We start from the raw sequence: 24152 nt of genomic DNA, 5'->3' as shown, positions 1-24152 counted from the left end.
AATAATATTCAACTAAATGGTTGACAATTAGAAAAAGACCCTTATACTTAACCATATGGCTGAATATTAGATCGAGGTGTATAATGACTAGATATGCATTCATAAAGGCTCAGATTGTACACCGCTCTAGTGAACTTCATACCAATAATGGAGGGATAATGGAATGGGAAACACGAATCAGAAGATCAATGCATTCTTGTTATTCAAAGGTCAGGCGGAAGAGGCGATGAAGTTCTATACATCGGTATTCGATGAATCGGAGATTAATCATGTGCTCCATCAGGAAGACGGTTCTGTCCTTCATGCCACGTTTACTTTGAAAGGACAGACGTTCATGTGCATCGACAGCATGCCGAATCATCCATTTACGTTCACGCCGGCGATATCGTTATTCGTCACCTGCGACAGCGCGGAAGAAATCGACCGGGTATATGAAACGTTATGTCAAGGGGGCAAAGTTCTTATGCCGATGAACTCGACGCCCGTTAGCGAGAGGTTTGGTTGGGTAGAAGATAAGTTCGGCGTATCCTGGCAGCTGAATCTCGCCAAATAAGTGCCGGGTCACCGCTTGTACCGCCGCTTCTTCTTGCAAGTATGCAAAAACTGCCGAGATCGTCATTGCTCGGCAGTTTTTTATTTGCCAGCATAGCTCCCACGTGCTGCTTGTTTGTATCACATAGCCCAGGACGATCGATTGCTGGATGTTTAACATCGTCTCTCATGCCCGCCTGAAGCCGGTTTGGATCACGTGAAGCACTCATGTTCCGACTCTCTTTATCGTATATGGTCATGATTTAACGCCTTTCGCCCCATTTGTCGGATCATAAGTAGCTGCCTAGAACTTTAAGCGGTTGTTCTTAATAGAATGATATGAGTCGCAAAAAGCAAGGAGGAATGATCAGTTGGAGAGAAGAAAAAGAGTGTTAAAGAGGAGTTTGGCATCCCGCAGTAGTGTGCAGCGGCACGTACATGAATTCGAAGGCAGCACTCAACTGGCCGAACAAGGCGCTGACCGGCATAACCATCGCTTCGCGGGCGTTACGGGGCAAGCGATCCGGTCAGGGAATAGCCATGTCCATGAAATTGTTCTGTCCAATACAGATTTTCTAGATCACTTTCATCAACTGAGAAGGATTAGAACGGGGCCTGCCGTTCCTGTCGGAAACGGCAAACACGTCCATTTTATAAATAGCCAAACGACATTAGTCGACGGCCATTTGCACCGTTTCAAATTCGCAACTTTGATTCAGGCGCCTCTTGTTAATTAAATGAAGGAAGAAGCAACCTGTTCATTAGAGATTAAACATCGGTCTCGTGCAGGATGACTCTCATATTGCCGAATGTTCATCGATAATAATGGCAGCAATAATTTTTCTTGCGAATATGCTTCTATAACTGCCCGGCACCTCTGCGATGCCGGGTTTGCTATGCGTGTTAGCAGCGGCTCTGCTGATGGTTTGACAACGGTCTTGAATTCGTTTTAACTTAAGCTTAATAGGATCGAGTTGAAGCAGCACGAAGCAGTACGTCCGTAAGCCACTCTGCATGCAGGAGTACATATATTCGCCACATCTATTACGAAGAGACAGGAGTAACTCAATTGTATCGCAATTTAGAAGAATGTATCGTCGACTTGGAAAAGAACGGGCATCTGGTTCGCATTCGGGAAGAAGTGGACCCCTATCTGGAAATGGCCGCGATTCACTTGAAGGTGTATGAGGCCGGAGGTCCGGCATTGTTGTTCGAGAACGTTAAGGGCTCCAAGTTCCGGGCGGTATCCAACCTGTTCGGCACGATCGAGCGCAGCAAGTTTATATTCCGCGCTACATGGGACGCGGTCCAGAACGTAATGGCCGTACGCAACGACCCGATGAAGGCATTGAAGAATCCGCTTAAGAATATCGGAAACGGCTTGACGGCATGGAAGGCGCTTCCCGTCAAGAAATCGGGGCGCCCACCGGTTGCCGCCCAGGAAATTCAAATCTCGGATCTTCCGCTTATTCAAAGCTGGCCCATGGACGGCGGGGCTTTCGTCACGCTGCCGCAGGTGTATACGGAGGATCCGGACAAGCCGGGCATCATGAACTCCAATTTGGGGATGTACCGCGTTCAGCTTAGCGGGAATGAGTATGAGTTGAACAAAGAAATCGGCTTGCACTATCAGATCCACCGGGGGATCGGCGTCCATCAGGATAAATCGAATAAGAAAGGTCTTCCGCTTAAAGTGAGTTGCTTCGTTGGCGGGCCGCCGGCTCACACCTTAGCTGCCGTCATGCCATTGCCGGAGGGTCTGAGCGAGATGACCGTCGCAGGCATGCTGGCGGGCCGCCGTTTCCGCTACGGCTATACCGACGGATTCTGCATTAGCCATGATGCCGATTTTGTCATTACCGGCGAAATTCATCCGGGCGAGACCAAGCCCGAGGGGCCGTTCGGGGACCATCTCGGCTATTATAGCCTGACTCATCCGTTTCCGCTCATGAAGGTGCATAAAGTATACGCGAGGCCCAATGCGATATGGCCGTTTACAGTCGTGGGCCGGCCGCCGCAGGAGGATACCGCATTCGGCGAGCTTATCCATGAGTTGACGGGCGATGCGATCAAACAGGAAATTCCCGGCGTCAAGGAAGTGCATGCCGTAGATGCCGCGGGCGTGCATCCGCTGCTGTTCGCGATTGGAAGCGAGCGATATACCCCTTATCAGGAGGTCAAACGCCCGGCAGAGCTGCTCACGATCGCCAACCGGATTCTGGGCACGGGACAGCTGAGCTTGGCGAAGTACGTGTTCATTACGGCCGAAGAGAAGCGCCCGCTCGATACGCATGATGTGGTGGATTTCTTATCCTATATATTGGAACGGATCGATCTTCAGCGCGATATTCATTTCTATACCAATACGACCATTGATACGCTGGATTACTCCGGCACCGGATTAAACAGCGGCAGCAAAGCGGTCTTCGCCGCTTACGGCGACAAGAAAAGGGAGCTGTGCACCGGTGTGCCCGACATGCTGCAGGACATACGGGGCTTCGAGAACGCGCGTCTCATCATGCCGGGGATCGTCGCCATACAAGGTCCAGCCTTTGCGGATTACGAAGGAGCGAAGCAGCAATTGCGGCAGCTGTGCGGCGCTATTGAAGAGAAGGGCTCGCTTCCTTCCTGCCCGATGATCATCTTGTGCGATGACAGCATGTTTATGAGCGCGGCGATCAACAATTTTCTATGGGCGACGTTCACGCGCAGCAATCCTTCCCATGATATCTACGGCGTGAACAGCCGCTATGAGAATAAGCATTGGGCTTGCGATACGGTCATTATCGATGCCCGCATCAAGCCGCATCAAGCGCCGCCTTTAATCCCGGATCCGACGGTTGCGAAGAACATCGAACGGTTATTTGTCAAAGGAGCCAGTCTGGGCGGTCTTAAGAATCTGTAGGTTAGCTGAAGCAAAAAAAGCTGGTCCAAGAGGATCAGCTTTTTGCTTTTTCCGTTTTTGGAAACAGGAAATAGGTGACGGTGATAATAAGGTCGATGCCCAGTACGACAGACCACAGCTTCAGAATGGCGGATAAGCTTTCTGTCCGGGCGGGATCTTGGATGAAATAAATGAGTGCAGCCAATAGTCCGGCGCCGATGAGGTAGGCGAGGACATGCTTCAACCAGCCTTTCAAATAATGCTTGGCATAGTCGAGCCCGTATCTCTTCACCGGTGCGGGGCCTTGCTTCATGATGTAATACTGAAAGCGTTCGTCCGCCCATTGAATCATACTCTTGCCGAAAGCGAGCGATACCCCGATGTAAACCGCCGCAATTCCGTGAGCCTTCGTGGACACAGCCCCGCTCAGCAGATCATAACCTGCAAAGATTAATAAAGCCAGATCGATGACCGGCACCAGGCACAGCAAGAAGTATCCGAGCTTATCTTTCTTGAATACGTATCGCACCACCAAGCCTAATAAGATCACACACCAAAAAGCAATTTCACACGCGACGATCATCCAAGCGACAAGACTCAATGAAGCACCTCTTTTTTAATATAAATGTAACCGACGGTAATAAAATGATCAAGATTTCCATCATCATGTCATTGGAAGCATCCGTTAAGCGTACCTTCCAAGCGAGCGAAAATCACGAATAGCCCCGCGCATTCCAGGCTCTGCGGCCTGATGAGAATGAGCGGGGCATTATTTGCGAATCGGGCTTCCTTCACATCGCCCTTTAACGGTAACCCCATCCATTGCCGATGACCGGCATCTGGTGCTGCGGCCGGTCCGGATGTTGATACGTCGTGGAACCGTACGGCTGGCTGAAGTAGGCGTGATTCGGATACGGGGATCGGGCCGACCCTTTGTCTTGAACCTGCTGCGCGTGGCAATCGTTGGGCGGTCCGATGACTACCGTCTGTGTAATAGGAGCGAGCGTCTCTTTTACTTGTGCCTCATTGAGGCAATACGTATGGGCAAAAACGCTTGCCGGCGTGAGCCGCAGCAGGTCGGACCCGCCGATGAACTCCGGAACCGGAGCGTCGAATATGGCCAGCAGATGCGTGTTGTCGACGGATGCAATTTCATAATGCCACCAGCCTTGCGGCACATTGGCGACTTGGCCCGGCTGGATCGGGAAATTGAGCAGCTCCTTCGTAAAGGGATTAACAATGGAGACTACGGCCGAGCCGGAAATACAGTAGACCAATTCAGTTGCGTTCTGATGGATATGCGGCTCGACGACATTGCCCGTACTCAGGAAAATATCCAGCAGCGAGACGTTGCCCAATGTGTTGAGCTGATTGATGGAGAGTCCATTAATATAATTCCTCGCATCTTTTTTGAAAAAAAGGTTGTTGCTTAAGTCGTACGTAAACTGAATGGTTGGTGAAGTATAATCCAAATATGAAACCGCCACGTTACACCCTGCCTTTCATTGCATAATAGGCTGTTGACCCATGGGGTATCATATGTCGCTATGATCCGGTAAGTGAATTTCGAAATGCATCCGCTTGCTATTGTACAATGACCACTTCCGGCTCAGGAATAAAACCATAATGCCGATGTATGGCTTCCGAAACGGTATCCTTCAAATAAAGAATATCGGATGCTGTTGCGCGGTTAAGATTTAATATCATGTTGCCATGGTAAGGGGAAATAACGGCCCCGCCGCGGGAGGTTCCTTTTAAGTTTAGCTTGTCGACCAGAGCGCCGATCGAAGCGCCCGCATTGTAATTATTTTTAAAGAATGAGCCGCAGGAACGATACTCAAAATGCCTGTTTCCCGTACGGTATCGGTCGATATTCCGCATGGGAGCGGGGATGGCGAATTGCTTATTCTGAAGCTCCTGTATTTCATAGGTAAAGAAACGATAAAACATAGACAGGGATGACAGTTTGCCATTCAATAGCTTATATTTCCTTATGATCTCGCTCATTCCGCCCTGAATCGGTTCATCATATTCTGAAATCGGGATTTCGGCCCCGATAATAATCCATGGTTTATGTTGAAAGATAGAATGTTTATATGAAAATTGGCAGTCTTCAGCCCGGATGGTCTGCAGAGATAACGTCGGGTCGGATAAATCAACATAATGGACGGTCTCAATCTTGCTGCCCATTTGATCGTCGAGGTACTTGGCATTCATATAAATACCCGCCCCCAAACATCCAGGCAGCAGGTAAGTAAATTGAAACTGGGACGTGCCCGAAGTCAAGCCTGCGAGGGACAGCATCGAAAGAGGCATGCCGGATGAAACAAACCACTTGGTACCGTTAATTCTAAAGTCGGCAAAATTTTTTAGCGAAACATATAAAGTTCCCCGTTTGGGCTGCTCCGGAAAGAGGACATTAGTCCCCATCCCGAAAACAAAAAACTCCATCCCGTACGTTCGGCATACATCGAGGATCGTCAAAAGTTGTTCCACCGTTTCCGGCATAGCGTAATAATCCGCGTCTCCTCCGATTCCATAGGAACTATGTTCCGATAACGATACCTGCCGCAAACAAAGTTTATTAAAAACATCATAACGATTGTTCATCGTGCTTCCTCTCCAAAAACCATCCCGGTACATACGACATCCGCCTCAGCCAATACGAATACCCGGATGCAGAAAATAGGGGTCGGCACTCTTAACTGTCTTAAATATGCCGGCGATGTTGGATGAATGTCGTAATATCTCTAATAGGTAACAGAGCTATTCAGCCGAGATGGTTCTTTTATCTCTATATTTTATACAATTATGTATATAAAATTATGAGCCAATGAGATCGTCCTTGTCAATCCGTGCCAAGGGTTGTGGAATCACTTCCATTATTTTCATAACTGGCGTCAGTTGCGTAAACGAATTTGACCGTGTTAGAATATAGAACGAACGTTCAGTATAAATTATAAGGTGGTAAGTCGAGGGTTAAACTATGGCTAAGCAACATGTTATCCAAGATTTGAATAATCAGTCAGTCAGTAAAGTTTTTCTTCGTTATCTGATCCCTTCTATGCTGGGGATGCTGCTGGTCGCGATCAACATTGTCATTGACGGTGTAATGGTCGGAAACAAATTAGGTTCTACCGCCCTGGCCGGGTTAAATATAGCGAGTCCTGTTTATACGATATTTGTCGCCATGTCGATCTGGATCGGAGTAGGCGGAGCAACGAAATATTCGCAAGCGATGGGAGCGGGCGAACGCAGCAAGGCGCAGACGGTCTTCTCGTATTCCGTCACGATAATTATCGCGGCATCGCTTGTGATCGGCATGACCGCGTTTTTGTTTCGGGATTCGCTTGTATATGCGCTTGGCGCGAATGCGGAGACACATCCTTATGCGTCCGCATATATGAATGTCATGCTGCTGTTCGGCTTCGTCTTCACGGTAGAGAATGCGCTTAGCATATTCGTTCGCAATGACGGTAATCCGACTCTCTCTATGGCCGCTCAGATCACCTTCGCCCTTTCTAATATTGTGATCAACTACTTTATCTTGTATGTATTTGAGCTGGGGGTTGACGCGGTGGCCTTCGGTACGATCTTGGCTGCCTCTCTGGGGCTGCTGGTCTTACTAACGCATTTTCTTAAAAGAACGAATAACTTGAGGTTCAAGCGGTTCAAATGGGACCGGGCCTTATTGTTTGCAATCCTGATCATCGGATTCCCAAGCCTTCTTGCCGAGGTCGGCATATCGGTGTTCACGCTGTCCCATAATATCGCACTGGAGCGGATTGCAGGGACTGACGGCGTTGCCGCTTTCTCTGTCGTAAACTATATCCACAGCGTCATTCTGTTAACGTTCTTGGGAATGGGATCGGCGATCCAACCGTTGATCAGTTATTACCACGGCGGAGGGCAGGAGCTGCGCAAGCGGCAGACGATTCGGATTGCCGTCAAGACCGCGATTGGAGCGGGAGCCAGCTTGCTGCTCCTCGTGCAATTGGCCGCTCTGCCGATCGTCGGCTTATTCGGGAACTTCAGCAGCAGCGTAACCGGGCACGCGGAATACGGGATTCGCATTTTCGTCATTGCGTATCTGTTTATGGGAATCAATTTCGTCATGATGACTTATTTTCAATCCATCGGCAGCATTAAGATGGCGACTTGGATCACGGCGGCCCGGGAGATGATTCTTATGCTCGCATTTATCATCGTCCTGCCGGCGTTTATCGGAATAACCGGGGTATGGATTGCGGTTCCTTTGTCGGAATGTATCGTCATGATCACGATTATTGTTTATTATAGAAAGCATATGATGTCAATAAATACGCTGAATAGGGGCGGTACCGGAATTGGACAAAGCGCAGATGAATAAAAAACAGCTGCAGACCCTGCAAACGAAAAAGAAGGTCGCTGAAGCGGCCAGACAGTTATTCGGCCAGAAGGGCTATGCGGCGACTTCCATCGAAGATATTGTTGCCGCTACCGGCAGCAGCAAAGGGAATATCTATTACCATTTTCAAAGCAAGGAAGGGCTGTTCCTGTATCTGCTCGACGAGTGGGACCGGGAATGGAACGAGCAGTGGTTCGAGAAGGAACATTTGTATACGACTATAGAGGAGAAAATGACAGGGTTCGCGGAGCATCTCGTTGCCAACGATCTCAATCATCCGCTGACCAAAGCGATGGACGAATTCTTAACAAGCGAATGGGATCGGAGCGATATTAAGGAAGTGGTCGCCGGCTATTACGCCGAGCATATTCAATTTAACCAAAGCATGCTGCAGCAAGCGATGGACGCCGGGGAACTGAAGCCGGATGATGCGGGGATGCTCGCGTTTATTCTGGAGGGACTCCTGGTGGGACTCGGCGAAATGTGCAAGCGGCAAACCAATCCTTCCGCGACGATCGATATTTACCGCAAAGCGTTCGACGTATTTCTCCATGGGTCGAAGCGTTCGAAGTGAGCGGACAAGCTGGATCGATTCAGGCGAAAAAACGGTAGAGATGCCGTTTTTTTGTTTTGTTGATTGCGCTCGGTTTTTGACGGCGCATACATATTAAATAGTCCCTAACGATGCATCCAACACAAATGAAAATGAATATATACTTACAAAATATAAGTAACTATGGTATTATTTTCGTATGCCTAAATTACCCAGCGAGAAGTCACAAGGAGAGATGCTGAATGAACACCTTTACGGAGCTCGTTAAATCCAGAAGGTCTGCCAACAAGTTCAAGACAGAGGTAACGATCAGCCGGCACGAGCTGGACGAGATGTTCTCGCTTGTCAAGTTCGCTCCGTCCGCTTTCAATTTGCAGCATGCGCATTACCTGGCCGTCACGAACAAGGATTTGAAGGAACAGGTCTATGAAGCGGCAAACAAGCAGTATAAAGTATTGACCAGCTCGGCTGCGATTGTCGTGCTCGGAGACCTGGAGGCTTATCATAATATCGGACCGATTAATGAGGGCCTCTTAAACCTCGGCATCATCGATCAGCAGGAATTCGATGAAACCGTCAGCAGCGTGCATGCGATGTATGAAGACAGGGGAGACCTCTTCAAGCGGGATGAGGCGATCCGCAATGCAAGTCTGTCGGCCATGCTGTTCATGCTGATTGCCAAGGATAAAGGCTGGGACACCTGTCCGATGATCGGATTCGATCCGGATCAATTGCGGAAGGCGCTCAACATTCCCGATCGTTATGTTCCGGCTATGCTGATAACATTGGGCGCCGAAGATACGAGCAGACAAAGACCCCGCGGCTATCGCAAGCCGAACGGGGAGTTTGTCACCTACGACCGTTTCTAAGCAGTCAGGATGATCCGTCTGCGCGTCTTCTGAAAGCCCCGTACGCGCCTTTGGCGAAAGCGGCAGCCAGGATGGCCATATAGACATAGAACAGTTGATAAGGCAGAGAGAGCATCCAATTATATACCAGCACGAACCGCTCCCGGTTATAAATATTTTCAACTCTCATGAAATCGGTCATCGGCAAGTTCTTGATCAGCCATGGGACCGACAGGTCCGATGTATTGCGCACGAAGAAAGGCAGGACGAATACGATTCCCGCGATAAAGAATACGGTCAGGTAGGATTGGCTTCTGGCGGACACGAACAAGATGAACAGCCCAAAGACGAGACAGCCCAGCCAATTGGTCAAGGCTTGCACCAGCGCATACTGCCAGATTAGCAGCTCGTAGGGAGAATTAGCATATCGATTCAGCTTCTGCAGCGGCCAATCCCAGCCGGTCCAGCCGGCAAACCATACGTTAACCGCAGCATTTAGAATCAAGCATCCGACGACGACGAACGTTACGATTAACAGAGAGGCCGTAATCTTCGCCTTCATTAATTTGCTTCTGCCGTGCTTTGAACTGAGCAGCAGCGCTTCCGTGTTCGACTGGTATTCTTGCGTAATGCAGGCAGGCAGCGCGACTAAGAGAATCACGCCCTCCATTACGGCTCCGAAGGAATAGGGGAAGAGCGTCATACTTTCCCAAGCGATCGAAACGTTCCAGCGGTAATAGGAATAGGTTAGGAGTATATAAGCGGCTCCAAATACCAGCCCGATTATAATCGCCCATTTGTTATGAACGATTTTGCTGATTTCCATACGAATTAACGTGAGCAAGTCACTTCACCTGCCGTCTTCGTACACTGAACATAAGGAGAAGTCCAGCTGCGGAGATGAAGCCGGCCATCATGAACAGAATGCTGCGGCTATATAAGACGGGAATCCCCAGCACGTTCGTGAATAGGCTGGCATCCAGCTGTTCGAGCTGTATAAACTCCATATAACGGAACAGCTTCAGCACCAGCAAGGTTACCTGCTCGGACGGAATCTGAACAAACATGACGACAACCGGCAGCATGAATACCACGCCGCCTATGAAAGCGGGGATGATCGGATAGCGGGAAAGTGACGATATCAGCATTACGAACAATCCTAGCGTGATACAGCCGGCTATGGCGTATAGCTGCTGCTGAAGATAAAACAGTCCGATCGAGCCGTCAAAGCCGGTATCGGCATATAAGCTATATAGATTGACCAAATCGGCGTTCCAGCCGGCCCATCCGTAGAAATAGCCATTAAGCATAAATACGATCGAACTGAACAAGATGACAACGGCAGCACAGTATATAGCGGAAGCGGCTATTTTGGCATATACGATTTTTCTGCGTCCATGCCGGCTGCTGAAGATCAGACTGTCCATTCGGGAAGCGTACTCCCCGCTGAACAGATTCGATAGCCCTAGAATCGTGAGCGCCGCGGCAAAATAATATCCGACTTCATTCATATAGCGGAGAATGCTTCTCCATCCTTCTTGGTTCATGATGAACGAAGGAGAACCGACAACTTCTCTTATTTCGAACTCCCGAAGCAATTCTCTTTGCTTATACTCGGCAGCTCCGCCGCTGCTTTCGATCTCCTGAGACTGCTCTTCCAACCACTGCAGCTGCTGGCGATTTATGTCCTGTCTCTGAATAACGTTCCTTATATCAAGCGCAACTCTGGATTGAGCCTGAAGCGATGGATCGATCGGCTCGGTTTGTTCCAGCTTCTCGGATTCCTGTTGATATCGCGCCCAGATGTGGTCCGCCCAAGCGGCTTTCTCTTCGGTCAGCTCGCCGCCGTACTGATCATACGCCGCCTTCAGCGCCTGTAGTTCCCGGCCATACCCGATCGATTCAAAGAAATGAAAGCCATACAGCATAATGAAGACGGCAAATGCGATATAAATAACCTTCTGTGAACATATTTTACGAAGCTCCAGTTGGATCAATCGCATGCTCATGCCTCCGATTCCGGGGAATCCCCAAAATAGTACAAATAGATATCCTCAAGCCGGGGAGGCTGGAGCGACGCCAACCCTGGCGGCGTTTGCTCGGCAATCACTCTGGCTTCGATCTCCTGTCCCCTGCGCTGTAAATTGCCGATAATGTAACGGCCTGCAAGCACGGGCAGCTCGCTTGCCGGTGCCGTAACATGCCAGACCTTGCCGCTTAATTCCTGCAGAATCGTCTCCGGCGCCTCTTTCTTGACCAGCCTGCCGTTTCGAAGCAGAAGCACTTCCTTCGCGATATATTCAATGTCAGAGATGATATGGGTCGAGAGAAGGACGATGCGTTCCCCCGATATGTCCGACAGCAGGTTGCGGAAGCGCACGCGTTCCTTCGGATCAAGCCCGGCCGTCGGCTCGTCCAGAATTAATATCTTCGGATTATTGAGCAGCGCCTGGGCAATGCCGAGCCTTCTCTTCATACCGCCGGAGAGCTTCCCGATTTTGTGATGCTTCTGTTCCTGCAGGTGAACGGACTGGAGAAGCTCGTCGATTCTAATGTCCGCTTCGCGTTTGTTCAACCCTTTGAGCGAAGCCATATACTGCAGAAACCGGCAGGCTGTAAAATAGCTGTAAAATCCGCAGTCCTGCGGAAGGTAGCCGATCAGATCGCGGTAGCGGTCGTCCAGCCGGCGTATATCCTCGCCGTTCACGGCAATTCCCCCGCGCGAGGGCTTCAAGACATCGGCCAGCATGCGCATCAGCGTTGTCTTGCCGGCTCCATTCGGACCGATCAAGCCGTAGACGCCCGGCGTCAGCTCGCAGGTGATGTCATCGACGGCTATTCTTCCTTTGTATGTCCGGGTTACGTTCTCAAGCGTTAGTTTCACATTCATACATTCCTTCCATTACGCTGGATTTGTATAGCAAGCGGTATAGCTGCATCACGATCAGCATGGCCCCGAGCATAATGAGCAAGAGGTAGATTGCGGCAGGCATGGTCAGTATACGGCGCATAAGAGAAGGATTGATGATGACGATCAGGCAGAAGGAGAACCATATTGCGATCATGAACGAGACAGCGGTGCTTCCGCGCAAACGAATCGCCGCGAGAAGCGAGAGCCCGCTTATGACCGAGAAGGGCGTCATCCACAGCAAGGTGATATCCATCACATCCATCTGTTCCGTTATCCGGATGAACCATAGGGAGCAGAGCGAGTTCAATGCGATATTATAAACGCCGATGATCAATATCTTCGCGAGCATGACGCTGGCCGCATTGAACGTGCAGGACATCTCCAATTCCAGCATCCGCTGGTCGCGGCTGCGGAATATGTCCACCAGCCCGAGAATAAACGGCATCGGGGCAAGGGTGAATAATGCAAATTCGGGAGTGAGTTTGGACTCGAGCCCGATCATCATGAAGCCTGCCAGATAAAGAACGGTGCTCATGAGCCAGTAGAAGGGACTCATCAAGGTTACTTCTGATGCGGCAAGCCGCAGCAGCCGTTTCAATCGTTCCCCCAATCCCCGCTGCTCGCCGGCCGACGCATGCATGTGGAGCCTTAGCGCTTCGACGGTACGGTCAATCTCGGCAGAATCAGGGTACTCGACCTCGTACTGAAGCAAGAAATCGTGAATGTCGTTCAGATCCTCTTCCGTCACCGTATCAGAACGGTCATCTTGCATTCTTTTTCTTGTCATGGTTAACACCTCTTTCCATTATCGCTTTCAGCTTGGACAAGCCTTGATTGATTCTGGACTTTACGGTTGGCTCGCCAACCGAGGTCAGATCCGCAATGTCTTTTATTTTCAAATCCTGATAGAATCGCAGAATAATCGTTTCCCGCTGGTAATCCGGCAGTTCCATAACGGCCGATTTGACCGAGTCGCTCTCTATCCTCGAATCGATAATATCGACTTGATGATAGCTGGAATCCGCCGTCTCTTCCGTCCATTCATTGGATAATTGCCTGGCTTTATAGCTCCGGCTGCGGTAATAGTCCCGGCAGGTGTTCAACGCGATTTTCAGCAGCCAATGCTTGAAGCTCTCTTCCTGCGAAAGGTTGTCGATATGGCGGACCATCTTGATAAACGTTTCCTGCGTCAAGTCGTACGAGGTATGATAATCGCCTGAATAGCGGTACAGATAAGCAAACACGGATTTGTAATGGCGTTTCACGAGTATTTCCATCGCGATTTGATTTCCTTGCCGCAGCTCTCTTATGAGCTCTTCATCGCTTTGCAACGCGTTCACCTCACTTCAATTCATAAAGACGAGCGGATGCGATGAAAAGGATTTATTCAAATAAATAAAAAAAGCGAAGATCGGCAAATAACTTGGACAGCTCCGACATAAAATTGCTACGGAGGCTGTGCGGCAAACGTGATATAGTATAGTTAATGACAACATATGGAATCGACAACGCGTCTTCATTTCAAAATAAAAGGAGGAATAAAATTGAGTAATCTCAAGTCACAGAACTATGGAAACCATAAGAAGTTTGCGCCATTGTACCATTTTTTCCTGATGCCTCTCTCCCTTGTCATCTTTATTGCAGCTATCGTTCACTTGTTTCGGGAGGAGTTCGGCTACTCGGCGCTCTTAATTACCGGTATTTCACTCTGCATTATCGTACTGACGTTGATTGTCCGGATATTTGCGACCCAATTGCAGGATCGCTTGATTCAGCATGAGGAGAACTTCCGGCACATGCAACTAACCGGCAAACCGCTCGATCCGCGACTTAGCGTGAAGCAGATCGTTGCGCTGCGGTTCGCGGGGGATACCGAGTTCCCTGCATTATGCAAGAAGGCCGCGGAATCCGGCATGCAGCCCGCCGCGATCAAGCAATCGGTCACGCAATGGAGAGCGGATTATCACCGGGTATGAGTGTAGAGGATTAGAAGCCGCATAGCAGAAATGAAGCGAGCCGCCAGGCAGGATGCCAGGCGGCTTGTTTTTTGTAAGGGGCAAGCGGAAATATATAGACATGATGAAATTCTATTAAATTCTGCCCGTACTTCAATAGTAAAGAGGGGCTGAGGGGAGCAATGCCGCGGTACTATGAAATATTGGTACTTTTTGGATGGTAAATATTATTCCATAATGATGGAGTGTTGCAACCACAAGAAATCATTATTTGGAGGGTTTTATGATGAAAACATGGAAAGGTCTATTGTTAACGTTTATGCTTGCCGCTTTTACCCTGCTCGCTGCTGTTCCTGCTATGTCGGTCTCTGCGCGGATGTCGGAAGATCCGGTCGATGGCGGCGGTTATGGTGGAGGAACAGGAGGAAGCATTGGCGGGAGTACTTCATCTTCATCTACTGTCCAAACCATTCCTTCTTTAACCGCAGAGTCTGCCTGGCAAAGCTCCAATGGCGGACGTTACATGTATACACGGGCCACGCTGCAGCGCTCGGGGGCACTTGCCGGCCAGCTTGATGTCGTGACCCGAACGAAAAACAACGTCAAATTAACCGGATTTACCGGAGGCGTCTTCCTTCTGCTGCGGACGGCGGACGGAGCCGTCATCGGCGTAACCGATCAACAAAAATTCGGCGTGGACGGACAATGGATCGGCCGTTATGATCGGACGGATTACTGGTCCTGGTCCTTCGATCCGCAAGTCGCAGCAGCTACAGCCTATATCGAAATCATTCAACAGCATTCTGCGAAAGATCTGGATGATCAGCTGGCCTACTGGCAAAGTACGGTATGCGGCAACTTAGACCGCCTAGGCTTGCCTAAACCCCCTTATGGCTGTGGCTAATCAAACAAACGGCCATCCCAATTTTCATCAAGTACCGAGCTATCGAAGCTCGGTACTTTGCTTCTCTCTTTCAAGTGCCTGCATGAATAGCAAGAACGAGCTCTTAGATGCAGGAATGGGGAACAGACGGTGAAGCTCAAGAATAAGATGGATCATTCCATTTTCAAGGGGGGCCAGATTTGAAGGATTATCAAATCATCTGGAGGGGTCCGGTATTAGATGCTACGGGATATGGGACGGCTAGCAGAGAGTATATTTTAGCGCTGGATCGCCTTGGCTTCGACGTCAAAATCGAAGGCTACTCCTGGGGATATCCTTTCAAGGGGATGAACAAGAACATGAAAAGAAGGCTGCGCCAACTCATTGATAAGCCTTATGCAGCCAATAAGCGCAGCGTATTGATTATTCATTCTCCCGCGGGGTCCATCCGTCCTAAAAAAGATAGAAAAAAGCATGATTTTATGATCATCAACACGGTCTGGGAAACCACGAAGCTTCCTAATCAATGGGTCCCGATCATGAATGATTTTGATGCGGTGTGTGTGCCCTGCACGCAGAATATAGAAGCCATGAAAAACAGCGGCATTCGAATTCCCATGTTTCTGGTGCCGCATGGGTCCGAACCGAATAAGTATAAGCCGGACAACAAGAAATTCCGATTAAAGGAGGCGAAAGGGAAGTTTGTTTTTCTGTCCATATTTGACTTTCAGCACCGAAAAAATCCGGAAGCCTTATTAAAGGCTTATTGGGAAGAATTTTCTTGTGAAGACAATGTCATCTTGGTGATGAAAACGTATGGGGACAGAAGCGGAAGACAAAGAAAAAAAATAAACGAATTGAAGAAGAAACTAGGGATTGGAAGCAAAGCGGCACCCTTATATCTCATTCATGAAATCATAGATGAAACCAAACTAAAAGGACTTTATACACTGGGCAATGCGTTTGTACTTCCTTCCAGAGGGGAGGGAGTAGGGCTGCCCTATATCGAAGCATTATCAAGCGGTATTCCCGTCATCGCTACCGGTTGGGGAGGACAGATGGATTTCTTGAATAAAAGAAATGCTTTCTTGGTCAAATATAAACTGCGTCATCCAGGAATCAGTATGAATAACAAGAACGCCCTGGCACCCCTTTATCGTGAATCATTTGATGAAAAGGGGCAGCTATGGGCTGAAGCGGATATGAAGGATTTAAAAAAACAAATGAGATATGCCTATAACAACCCCGCTATTTGCAAACGGAAAGGGCGGCAAGGCCGGAAGGACATGCTTGAATTATCTTGGGAAAAAGCAGGCGCTGCCTTGAAACAGGCCATAGAAAAAGTGGTCCATTAGTTATTTTAGAATATGTTCAATTTCTGTCTTCATGCTCTTGGCAATTTTGGGCCAGGTATAATGTGCGTTGATATACTTTTGTCCGGCTGAAGAGATCGCCTTCAACCGTTTTCGGTCTTGGCTATATTTGTTCAGCTTTTTCGCAAAATCTTTTTTTTCCGCATTCACATAATGCTTCTTGTCGATTAAATTCAAGCCTCTGATTCCGAATGAAGTAGAGAAGAGGGGGATTCCCGATGACAAAAATTCAAGTGTTTTTAAATTAACGCCCGCACCCTTAAACATAGGATTAATAGCCAGGTCGGCATCTGTAAATAGTTTTATCTTTTGTTTGTGAGTTACTTTTCCTAACAAATGGACATTGGATTTTTTTATGTTTTTAAAGGGTTTGCAGCAGCTCCCGGCAATCATAAATTGAATCGTTGGACACTTGTCCGCCAGATGATGAATGATACATTCAACAGCTTCGATATTGGGGGGATAGTTCGCTCCAATAAACAAGGCTCTAGGATTTGCATGGGATGTTTTTTTGTTTATTATGATGTCTTTTGGATGGATACCGTTAGGTGCCAGTTTTACTTTATTGGGAGCTGCATCATACATGACACTGAAGCTGGCCCTTTCGATCTCGGATGTCGCAAACACCAAATCGGCGCATTCGATTAATTTCTTCTCCAGGTAATAAACGGTTTGAAGATATATTCTTGATGTACCGTCTTTCCAAATTTGGTTTGCCAATACATATTCGTGGTTGTGGCTATTATAAATTCTCGGCTTATTATCCAAACCTAAATAACGGTCATATCCAAGCAAATAAGGGGATTCGTGAATAATCAGATCGCTCGTCATATATAGAAGATCAAATTGTTTTTTATAAGATGTCGGGTGTTGCGAAAGCATCATATTTACGATCAATTCATGTTCATAAATCGATTTGCCGTTAAACAGCTTTTGTTTGATTTCCTTGTGCAAAGGGTCCCGATTCACTCGGTATTCCCTAAAATTAGGCGAATACGTAATCATTTCTCCCCTTTGTCTCTGCGTCTGGGACAATAATGTAGTGTCATAGTACCGCGAAAGCTCATGATAAACATGATAATATCTTAAAGTCCCCCCGCTTGTCGGAGGAAAAACGGTGGGGAAAAGGTTGAGGACCAGTATTTTTTTCATCTTGTTCCCACCACCCTTTGAAAAACCTTAAGGGTTTGAACGGCATTCCTTTCCCATGAGAACATTTTTGTCCGGGCCCTGCCTTTTCGTATTAACAGCTTTCGAGTATCGGGATGAAGCGCTTGCTGCATTTTTAAGGCAATATCTTCAGGTTTTTGAGGATCGAAGAACAAAGCGGCATCGCCAACGATTTCAGGAATGCTTCCTGCTTTAGAGCAAATAATGGGGGTTTGGGTATTCATCGCCTCGACTAAAGGGAAGCCAAATCCTTCAAAAAGAGAAGGAAAGACAAGAAAGCCGGCATTAAAATAAAGAAAAGGCATATCTTTGGGTGGAATATAGCCTAGGATCTTCACCTGTTTTTTTAAATCATGATCATTCAGAAATCGTACAAGGGTCCGGTAAGTCTTATTTTTGGGGTTGATATAACCCGTAAGAACAAGAGGAATTTTAATTTGGTGTCTGTCCCTAAGAATCAAGAGCGCTTTGAGAAGATTGAGATGGTTCTTGTGGGGGTTATAGCTTGCGGGATAGAATGCGTAATCGTCGGGCAAGTTGTATTTGGCTTTAATAGTTGCGCTGCGCTCATCGTGCCTTCGTTTATGGAAAAGATCTGATGCGTCAGGATAGATCGCATGAATTTTCTTTGCAGGAATGTGAAGATGTTCGGCAATCCCTTTTTTTGAAAACTTGGATACCGTAAGTACAGCCTGAATGCAGGGAGAAAATTTTTTATAGTACCGATTATTGGCTTCAAGTCCACCGTGAACGTATTCCGGGAATGAGGTATGGAGAACATCATGAATGGTAACGACGGTAGGAACCGGAACATGGGGGAGATACGATCTATGCAGAGGGCAGAACCATAGATCCACCCGGTGCTGGCGTATGGCTTTATACACGGCAGATGGATTGTCTAACCCTTTCTTGAGAATAACTTTCTTTATTTTTTCATGATCATCAGGAAATACGTCTTTGTGTCCATTAGTCAGAAAAAGGAAAATCTTTAATTTATCTCTTCTTTTAGCTAAATGAGCGATTAGATTTTTCAAGTATTGTTCAACGCCTCCGAACTTATCCTGTGAAAGATTCAAGAGGTTTACTCCGATTCGCATGGATGCCGCCCCCCAACTATCTATTATTGAGGATAATAGGTTTGTAATCTTTTGTTTTACAAACGGTAACCGAATGCTTCAAAAGGCGCTTATTGGTAACATTCCAGGTATGATGCCGAGGGCTGGATTTACGAATGCATACATAATCGTTCTTGTCTGTGGAGTAAATTCTAAAGTTCTCCTTTCTGCATTTTTTGACAAATAAAGTATCTTCGCCGCGATTTATTTTAGGGAATTTTATTTTGTTAAAAATCTTTTTTTTAAAAATCAAAGTGGCACCCTTAAGCCCCCTTCTTACGCGCTCTCTTTCATAGCCGGGAGAATATACGGCAAGGAGTTCCTTATTTTCAAAGTACATGTAAATCGACTTTTTTCCTATCAAATCAGCCTCTTTTCTTTTCATAAATTTCATCGAATTGATGAGATAACCGGGTGCATAGTAATCGTCATCGTCAAATTTTGCGATATAATCGTACTTTGCTTTTTTGATTCCATAATTCAAGCATTCACCCAGCGTTAACTTTTCCGGCAATTGATAGACGGAAACATGTTGCGAACGCTTCGCTCTTTCTACCCATTCACTTAAATTCATATCATCTTTGTTTAAGATAAGAATCAATTCTTTCTCCTTCCATTGTTGATGGTCATAATTGTTAAAAACATTATTCATAAGGCGCTGCCGCATCGTACAGCATAGGATCGAAATCATGAAGAAACCTCCTTAATCGGCTTAAACCGAAAGCAAAGCTGGAGGCCGACGCAATAATGGCCCCTGTTATTGCTTTTCCCGCATCATGAAGCACCTCGGCTAGAATCCTTCACAATAACATATGACGCATGACTCCTACTGGATTGGGTATTGAACGAGTAAATAGATTTGGCATCCCGTCCAGTTGTAATTGCGATGTATTGACAATGTAATTACGTGGAGTTATTATTCATTTATACAACGAGTTCAGGAGGTTATCGGAGTGGATACAAATTTGCAAATTCGCATTTCCAAGGATCTGAAGGAGAGCTTCCAGCATGCGGCAAAGGAAAACAATAAAGATGCCTCGTCCCTGGTGAGAGATTGGATTATTCAGTATGTGGCTGAGCATGAACGGGCGAATGAAAATACGGCAGTCGATCTGTATCGGGCTGGATACGAACTGCAGCAGGAGTTTGGAGGAAGAGAGAAGGTCAACAAGGAGTTAGTGAAGCAGCTTCAGGAATTTGCGCTGACGAACCAGAAGGAATTTACGCATCTGATCCTGTCCACCTACCTGGATCTGGACCTGACGGTTCCAGCGATTGTATCCAAAACATCCAACGGGTATGCCTTCTCCCAAATGTTTTTGTTGGGGTTAATCGGGGAAAAACCTAAGGAAGGATTCTAGTTAACCGGTAGCGGTCTCCTTTGTTCCCGGATTTCAACCTATCATTCTGATTTGGAGAAATCCGGGAACAGCTGCAATCGGAAGAACGTTTCTGCCTGAGCAGCAAGCTGTGTTAGAAGCAGCGGTTCAACTTCCTTTGTCGGTCTTATTTGATCGATCCCATGGATTGAATTTTGACGTCTGTTTTAACGTTCACTTCCGCTTCCGAGAAAACCTCGCCCCAGCGATCCTGAACTTTAAGCCAGTGGGGGTACTCATAGGCTCTGGCATATAGGCCGAATCCAATCGGATCGATTTTGGCGGTTTGGAATTTCTTGATCAATTGCATAAATTGTTGTTGCAGCTCGCTCTGAATTTCTTTCTCCAATTGCGGGGCTTTATATTTAACGTCATAGGGAAAGAGGCGTTCGTTCATCGCGATTCTCAACTTAACCTTCATATCGAATTTAAACTTGTCCTCCTTGTAGTCCGTTTTTGTCTTGACCGAAATGGTCAGAGGCGTAAAGCTCAGCATATTTTCATGAAAAATCCCCTTGCCCGGCTGGTCGGGAAGACCGATCGTAATCGTAAACACGCCGCCCTTTTCCTTTTGCAAGAGTCGCATCAATTTGGTTTCATCCGTCTTGATCTTCAGCTTGTATTTACCGGAATTGTCCAACAGTGCCGTGCCTGACACCTGAATCGTGCCGTCTTTCTTAAGCTCCGTCAGGTTGGGCGTTACTCCTTTCTCCATAAATTGACGATGAAGCTCTTGAAGCGTTGTCAGTACGCCTATATTTCGTTCCTCGGAGGTATCGATCAGCTTTGCCAAATAGATGGGGAGACGGGGTTTGTCCTTGGGATTGAACGTGACGATTTCCGAAACGGGACCGTCAACAAGAGCGATGCGGGATACGACCGTATTCTTGCCGTCTCTGTACATCGTATCGACCAGCGAGAACCAATCCTTGTGCTGAAGAAGACGCTTGCCTAGAAGCAGTACTTGAAGCTTGCCGCGGCTCGTTAGCGCGGTTACCGTGGCATCGAATTTTTCCCTTGACTCCCGAAGGGTGTCGGCAAAGACAACCGTTTTCTCTTCCTTCTCTTTCGCTTCTACGTTAAAGACCGGACTGGAGGACGAAAAAACAAGACGGTTCTCTTCATCGAGGTCAATGCCAACCAATAAGGTAAGCGAAATGTCCTCGATATTGATTTGATCCGCGCAGCCCGATAGGAGCGAAAGAGATAGCAGCATACTAATGAAAGAGATGCGTTTCATTGGGGATCCCTCCTTCGAAGTCGATCATAAATACGGGAATACAGGAGCAGAAACCAAGGCAATATGTAGGCAAAGCCTATTCCGAATTTACTTATGAGCTGCTGCGACTGCTGAAGCTGATTCCAGGATGGATGAAGCGCGACGGTAAGCGCGACAATCAGCAGAAAGAGGATGACGGCAAACGGCGCAGGACCTTCTTTTCCAAACAAATGACCGGTACTAAAGACCGCTCCGAACGTCATAGAGAGCCATGTCGTCGAAACGACAAACAGATAAAAAACCAGATAGATCATGTCGAATCGTTCGAGAAACCGCAATTCGATCACCTTCAGCAGGCTTAACAGCGGTTGATTATAGTTTGTGATATCGTCAGGGCTGTAAAAAGCAAAGCAAATCAGCGTGACTCCGAGATAATAGATGAGGGTCAACGTATTGGCAATGACGACTCCGCGAACGGCGAGCTGTTTTTTTTGCAAAAAAGGGTACAAAAAATAGACGATTTCAAAGCCGAAAAAAGAAAAAGCGGTTTCTTCCACTCCTTGAACGATCGGTCTCCACCCGTCTTTGAACAGCGGCAGCAAATGAATCCAGTGACTGTCTTTCAGGACGATCAGAAGAGTGAATGGCATCCATAACGTCATATAAAAGACAAGCTCGCTGTACCGGCCCAATATACGCAAACCGCTGCGGGCGACTAAATAGCCGGGGACAATCAATAAGATCATCACGACATAGTCGGAAGTCTGCGGCAAAAACCAGTGCTTGACGTATAGAACCCCAGAGGTAAGGACGGACCAGACGCCAAAGGCAAAATACAAAATAACCGGAATGAGGAGAGCCTTTCCGATAAATTTGCCGAACAGGCGAATCAATAGATCCGCCAACGTATCGTTCGGGAACTTCTTGAAAATTTGCACGATCGCAATGCTTGCGGCCACTGCGAAGCCCCAGCCGAGGAGCAGGGACATCCAGCCGTCCGTCCCCGCTTTCTCGGCCAAATTCTTGGGCAGAGAGAAGACCCCCGTTCCGATCTGAGTTCCGTGGATAATAAGAATAAACTGCATGTAAGTTATTTCGTTGAATGCATATTTTTTCATTGCTGATCCCTTTCCGGCGGGCCTTGCCTTGCGGATTGCACCGCTCTTGCGCTCTGGGGCCGCTTGTTCATCTTCCACAGCGGAAATCGGATGAATACATCCTTCATATCGGCAAAGCGCCATGGCGCTAACGGGCTGCCATACGGCGTGCCTAACGATTCAAGCGAAACGAAATGCGCAACCAAGGCCATCGCCCCGCATACCATTCCCACAATGCCGAACATCGAAGCAAGCAGCATCATCGGAAACCGCAGAAGCCGTATAGACGCACCGATATCATAGTTGGGGAAAATAAACGACGCTATGGCGGTCGAGGCTACCACGATGACCATAATGTTGCTGACGATCCCTGCTTGAACAGCCGCTTGTCCGATAATGATCCCGCCCACGATCCCGATCGTCTGGCCGATCGGCGTTGGCAGGCGGATTCCGGCTTCGCGCATCATTTCAAGCGTTAATTCCATCAGAATGGCTTCCAAAATCGGGGGAAACGGAACGCGGGTTCTCGTCTCGGCAATCGATATGAGAAGCTGCAGCGGAATCACTTCGTAATTGAACGAGATAAGCGAAATGTACGCAGCCGGCAGGAATAAAGCGATGAACAAGGCTAAGAACCGGAGAATCCGGATAAAAGAAGCGATCAGCCAGCGGCTGCCGTAATCGTCGACGCTTTGGAAGAAGGACACGAAGTTTACCGGCGCGATCAGCACGCTTGGCGACCGGTCCACGACGACAACGATCCTCCCTTGAAGGATATGAGAGGCTGCGGAATCCGGCCTTTCTGACAATATGAACTGCGGAAAAGGCGAATAAGGATTATCCTCGATGAATTCCGCCAGCTCGCCGGTATTTAAGATGGCATCGACGTCGATCTGCGCAATTCGCGTCTCCAGCTCCTTAAGAACTTCCGGATGGGCGACATCGGCCAAGTAGAGGACCGATACCTTTGATTTGCCGCGCTCGCCGATAGTGAATTCTTTTATTTTCAATTCCCGGCTTTGAATATACCGGCGAATTAACGCGATATTCTGGTAGCCTGATTCGACGAAGCCTTGATGCCCGCCCCGAAGGGCCGGCTCGATCTTGGTGTCTTCAACGGCTCGCTGCGGCCAGCCTTTCGTAGCGAAGATATAGGCTTTCGGATGACCGTCAATGAATAGAACGCTGTCCCCATGCAGAATGGCATCGTCGATGCTGCTCCACATCACGCCCGCCCGGCATTCCCCGACGCTTACCGCATTCAATATAAATTGCTGCTCCGAAGCGCCATGAATCAGTTCCCGCAGAATATGTTCTTGGATGGTTTGCTTATCGGCCAAGCCATCCAAGTATACAAGCGCCGCGGAAGCTCCGGAATGAACGATTTGAAAATGGCGGAAGACCAAGTCGGGAGCCAGACTAAACGACTGCTTCAGGCGATTGAGATTAGCGGATAATTCACGGTTTATCGGCGCCTTCTCCGTTATGTCTGCCTGGTTCGGCGCCTTCCGGTACTTGGAATTCCGGTTTCCCGTCAGTAACTTTATAAGCCAGAGCATGAACGAACCATCCTATCTTGATGAGTTGTATTTCGTGCATTGGATATATGTTGAATTCACCAATCAATTTAAGGATTAACATAAAGCAATCTATAGATACATGCTAGTGCGGACAGCGGCCGGAGGGGACGAATGATCGGGAGAGAGGGGGAATAGTAAATATAACAGCAAGCCTAGCAGCGGCAGCGCGCAGCTCCCAAGGTAGCGCGTTGCGCTGCATGACGGCGGTCGGTCGACCGCATGCGGAAGCGGTAGATGCGGTAGAATCTGCGGGGAATTTCCCAAAAA

The 24152-nt window shown here is 48.0% G+C and carries 24 protein-coding genes; 10 read left to right on the top strand and 14 right to left on the bottom strand.

The annotated features are described in order from the left end of the window. Nucleotides 1-163 precede the first annotated feature (163 nt). The 3 genes from L1F29_RS23545 (at nt 164) to L1F29_RS23535 (ending at nt 3436) form a co-directional block, all read left to right on the top strand. Nucleotides 164-553 (top strand): VOC family protein, encoded by a 390-nt coding sequence (locus tag L1F29_RS23545; protein ID WP_258384479.1) that lies wholly within the window; start codon nt 164-166, stop codon nt 551-553. Nucleotides 554-902: 349 nt separating this feature from the next. Next, nucleotides 903-1268, top strand: coding sequence for a YmaF family protein (locus tag L1F29_RS23540; RefSeq protein WP_258384478.1), 366 nt, complete (start codon nt 903-905; stop codon nt 1266-1268). A gap of 332 nt (nt 1269-1600) precedes the next feature. After that, the gene (locus L1F29_RS23535; protein WP_258384477.1) at nt 1601-3436 is read left to right on the top strand and encodes a UbiD family decarboxylase; all 1836 of its coding nucleotides are present in this window, start codon (nt 1601-1603) and stop codon (nt 3434-3436) included. A gap of 34 nt (nt 3437-3470) precedes the next feature. On the opposite strand, the gene L1F29_RS23530 is transcribed toward L1F29_RS23535, so the two are convergent. The 3 genes from L1F29_RS23530 to L1F29_RS23520 all read right to left on the bottom strand — a co-directional run bounded on the left by L1F29_RS23530 (nt 3471) and on the right by L1F29_RS23520 (nt 6025). Beyond that, nucleotides 3471-4016 carry a hypothetical protein gene (locus L1F29_RS23530; protein ID WP_258384476.1) on the bottom strand — a complete coding sequence of 182 codons (546 nt, stop codon included), beginning with the start codon at nt 4014-4016 and terminating at the stop codon, nt 3471-3473. Nucleotides 4017-4218: 202 nt separating this feature from the next. Then, entirely contained in the window at nt 4219-4902 is a 684-nt protein-coding gene (locus tag L1F29_RS23525) for a cupin domain-containing protein (RefSeq protein ID WP_258384475.1), read from the bottom strand. A gap of 97 nt (nt 4903-4999) precedes the next feature. After that, a complete protein-coding gene (locus L1F29_RS23520; RefSeq protein ID WP_258384474.1) occupies nt 5000-6025 on the bottom strand; it encodes a UDP-N-acetylmuramate dehydrogenase in 1026 nt (341 codons plus the stop codon). A gap of 376 nt (nt 6026-6401) precedes the next feature. Here L1F29_RS23520 and L1F29_RS23515 point away from each other — a divergent pair, with 376 nt between their 5' ends. The 3 genes from L1F29_RS23515 to L1F29_RS23505 all read left to right on the top strand — a co-directional run bounded on the left by L1F29_RS23515 (nt 6402) and on the right by L1F29_RS23505 (nt 9224). After that, nucleotides 6402-7784: an MATE family efflux transporter gene (locus tag L1F29_RS23515; protein ID WP_258384473.1), complete on the top strand. Its 1383-nt coding sequence runs from the start codon at nt 6402-6404 to the stop codon at nt 7782-7784. After that, nucleotides 7777-8376, top strand: a complete 600-nt coding sequence (locus L1F29_RS23510) for a TetR/AcrR family transcriptional regulator (RefSeq protein WP_258384472.1) — start codon at nt 7777-7779, stop codon at nt 8374-8376. The genes L1F29_RS23515 and L1F29_RS23510 overlap by 8 nt, the downstream gene beginning before the upstream one ends. Before the next feature lie 221 nt (nt 8377-8597). Next, nucleotides 8598-9224 carry a nitroreductase family protein gene (locus L1F29_RS23505; protein ID WP_258384471.1) on the top strand — a complete coding sequence of 209 codons (627 nt, stop codon included), beginning with the start codon at nt 8598-8600 and terminating at the stop codon, nt 9222-9224. 4 nt (nt 9225-9228) lie between these two features. Here L1F29_RS23505 and L1F29_RS23500 read toward each other — a convergent pair whose 3' ends face one another. The 5 genes from L1F29_RS23500 to L1F29_RS23480 are packed head-to-tail and all read right to left on the bottom strand — an operon-like array spanning nt 9229 to nt 13445. Beyond that, nucleotides 9229-10047, bottom strand: a complete 819-nt coding sequence (locus L1F29_RS23500) for an ABC transporter permease (RefSeq protein ID WP_258384470.1) — start codon at nt 10045-10047, stop codon at nt 9229-9231. 1 nt (nt 10048) lies between these two features. Further along, a complete protein-coding gene (locus tag L1F29_RS23495; RefSeq protein ID WP_258384469.1) occupies nt 10049-11206 on the bottom strand; it encodes an ABC transporter permease in 1158 nt (385 codons plus the stop codon). 2 nt (nt 11207-11208) lie between these two features. Next, nucleotides 11209-12093 carry an ABC transporter ATP-binding protein gene (locus tag L1F29_RS23490; RefSeq protein WP_309252331.1) on the bottom strand — a complete coding sequence of 295 codons (885 nt, stop codon included), beginning with the start codon at nt 12091-12093 and terminating at the stop codon, nt 11209-11211. After that, nucleotides 12071-12901 carry a hypothetical protein gene (locus tag L1F29_RS23485; protein ID WP_258384468.1) on the bottom strand — a complete coding sequence of 277 codons (831 nt, stop codon included), beginning with the start codon at nt 12899-12901 and terminating at the stop codon, nt 12071-12073. The genes L1F29_RS23490 and L1F29_RS23485 overlap by 23 nt, the downstream gene beginning before the upstream one ends. Continuing rightward, nucleotides 12876-13445: an RNA polymerase sigma factor gene (locus L1F29_RS23480; RefSeq protein ID WP_373876428.1), complete on the bottom strand. Its 570-nt coding sequence runs from the start codon at nt 13443-13445 to the stop codon at nt 12876-12878. Before L1F29_RS23480 ends, L1F29_RS23485 begins: the two co-directional genes overlap by 26 nt. 213 nt (nt 13446-13658) lie before the next feature. Between L1F29_RS23480 and L1F29_RS23475 the strand changes: the two genes are divergently transcribed. The 3 genes from L1F29_RS23475 (at nt 13659) to L1F29_RS23465 (ending at nt 16307) form a co-directional block, all read left to right on the top strand. After that, the gene (locus L1F29_RS23475) at nt 13659-14090 is read left to right on the top strand and encodes a DUF6526 family protein (RefSeq protein ID WP_258384466.1); all 432 of its coding nucleotides are present in this window, start codon (nt 13659-13661) and stop codon (nt 14088-14090) included. A 265-nt stretch (nt 14091-14355) separates the two neighbouring features. Next, nucleotides 14356-14973, top strand: a complete 618-nt coding sequence (locus L1F29_RS23470) for a hypothetical protein (protein WP_258384465.1) — start codon at nt 14356-14358, stop codon at nt 14971-14973. A 179-nt stretch (nt 14974-15152) separates the two neighbouring features. Further along, complete coding sequence (locus tag L1F29_RS23465) at nt 15153-16307, top strand: glycosyltransferase (RefSeq protein ID WP_258384464.1); 1155 nt, start codon at nt 15153-15155, stop codon at nt 16305-16307. Here the strand turns inward: L1F29_RS23465 and L1F29_RS23460 are convergent, their stop codons facing one another. Genes L1F29_RS23460 through L1F29_RS23450 form a run of 3 tightly spaced genes read right to left on the bottom strand, consistent with a single transcriptional unit; the run spans nt 16308 to nt 19301 of the window. After that, complete coding sequence (locus L1F29_RS23460) at nt 16308-17477, bottom strand: glycosyltransferase family 4 protein (protein ID WP_258384463.1); 1170 nt, start codon at nt 17475-17477, stop codon at nt 16308-16310. After that, nucleotides 17474-18592: a glycosyltransferase family 4 protein gene (locus L1F29_RS23455; protein ID WP_258384462.1), complete on the bottom strand. Its 1119-nt coding sequence runs from the start codon at nt 18590-18592 to the stop codon at nt 17474-17476. The genes L1F29_RS23460 and L1F29_RS23455 overlap by 4 nt, the downstream gene beginning before the upstream one ends. A gap of 16 nt (nt 18593-18608) precedes the next feature. Then, nucleotides 18609-19301: a glycosyltransferase family 2 protein gene (locus L1F29_RS23450; RefSeq protein WP_258384461.1), complete on the bottom strand. Its 693-nt coding sequence runs from the start codon at nt 19299-19301 to the stop codon at nt 18609-18611. Between the two features lie 262 nt (nt 19302-19563). Here L1F29_RS23450 and L1F29_RS23445 point away from each other — a divergent pair, with 262 nt between their 5' ends. Beyond that, nucleotides 19564-19971, top strand: a complete 408-nt coding sequence (locus tag L1F29_RS23445) for a hypothetical protein (RefSeq protein WP_258384460.1) — start codon at nt 19564-19566, stop codon at nt 19969-19971. Nucleotides 19972-20116: 145 nt separating this feature from the next. Here the strand turns inward: L1F29_RS23445 and L1F29_RS23440 are convergent, their stop codons facing one another. The 3 genes from L1F29_RS23440 to L1F29_RS23430 are packed head-to-tail and all read right to left on the bottom strand — an operon-like array spanning nt 20117 to nt 23864. Further along, the gene (locus tag L1F29_RS23440) at nt 20117-21229 is read right to left on the bottom strand and encodes a Ger(x)C family spore germination protein (protein ID WP_258384459.1); all 1113 of its coding nucleotides are present in this window, start codon (nt 21227-21229) and stop codon (nt 20117-20119) included. After that, nucleotides 21226-22326, bottom strand: coding sequence for a GerAB/ArcD/ProY family transporter (locus L1F29_RS23435; protein ID WP_258384458.1), 1101 nt, complete (start codon nt 22324-22326; stop codon nt 21226-21228). The genes L1F29_RS23440 and L1F29_RS23435 overlap by 4 nt, the downstream gene beginning before the upstream one ends. Then, nucleotides 22323-23864, bottom strand: coding sequence for a spore germination protein (locus L1F29_RS23430; protein ID WP_258384457.1), 1542 nt, complete (start codon nt 23862-23864; stop codon nt 22323-22325). Before L1F29_RS23430 ends, L1F29_RS23435 begins: the two co-directional genes overlap by 4 nt. Nucleotides 23865-24152 lie beyond the last annotated feature (288 nt).

It is taken from the genome of Paenibacillus spongiae (genome assembly GCF_024734895.1).
Classification (GTDB): domain Bacteria; phylum Bacillota; class Bacilli; order Paenibacillales; family Paenibacillaceae; genus Paenibacillus_Z; species Paenibacillus_Z spongiae.
Note: the sequence above shows the minus strand (reverse complement) of the source record. Positions and strands in the feature narration are given on the sequence as shown.

Excerpts from the sequence above, each read along its gene's own strand:
- L1F29_RS23545 (WP_258384479.1), top strand. The coding sequence starts at position 164 with ATGGGAAACACGAATCAGAAGATCAATGCATTCTTGTTATTCAAAGGT.
- L1F29_RS23520 (WP_258384474.1), bottom strand. The coding sequence starts at position 6,025 with ATGAACAATCGTTATGATGTTTTTAATAAACTTTGTTTGCGGCAGGTA.
- L1F29_RS23515 (WP_258384473.1), top strand. The coding sequence starts at position 6,402 with ATGGCTAAGCAACATGTTATCCAAGATTTGAATAATCAGTCAGTCAGT.
- L1F29_RS23510 (WP_258384472.1), top strand. The coding sequence starts at position 7,777 with ATGAATAAAAAACAGCTGCAGACCCTGCAAACGAAAAAGAAGGTCGCT.
- L1F29_RS23505 (WP_258384471.1), top strand. The coding sequence starts at position 8,598 with ATGAACACCTTTACGGAGCTCGTTAAATCCAGAAGGTCTGCCAACAAG.
- L1F29_RS23495 (WP_258384469.1), bottom strand. The coding sequence starts at position 11,206 with ATGCGATTGATCCAACTGGAGCTTCGTAAAATATGTTCACAGAAGGTT.
- L1F29_RS23490 (WP_309252331.1), bottom strand. The coding sequence starts at position 12,093 with ATGAATGTGAAACTAACGCTTGAGAACGTAACCCGGACATACAAAGGA.
- L1F29_RS23485 (WP_258384468.1), bottom strand. The coding sequence starts at position 12,901 with ATGACAAGAAAAAGAATGCAAGATGACCGTTCTGATACGGTGACGGAA.
- L1F29_RS23470 (WP_258384465.1), top strand. The coding sequence starts at position 14,356 with ATGAAAACATGGAAAGGTCTATTGTTAACGTTTATGCTTGCCGCTTTT.
- L1F29_RS23460 (WP_258384463.1), bottom strand. The coding sequence starts at position 17,477 with ATGAAAAAAATACTGGTCCTCAACCTTTTCCCCACCGTTTTTCCTCCG.
- L1F29_RS23455 (WP_258384462.1), bottom strand. The coding sequence starts at position 18,592 with ATGCGAATCGGAGTAAACCTCTTGAATCTTTCACAGGATAAGTTCGGA.
- L1F29_RS23450 (WP_258384461.1), bottom strand. The coding sequence starts at position 19,301 with ATGATTTCGATCCTATGCTGTACGATGCGGCAGCGCCTTATGAATAAT.
- L1F29_RS23440 (WP_258384459.1), bottom strand. The coding sequence starts at position 21,229 with ATGAAACGCATCTCTTTCATTAGTATGCTGCTATCTCTTTCGCTCCTA.
- L1F29_RS23435 (WP_258384458.1), bottom strand. The coding sequence starts at position 22,326 with ATGAAAAAATATGCATTCAACGAAATAACTTACATGCAGTTTATTCTT.
- L1F29_RS23430 (WP_258384457.1), bottom strand. The coding sequence starts at position 23,864 with ATGCTCTGGCTTATAAAGTTACTGACGGGAAACCGGAATTCCAAGTAC.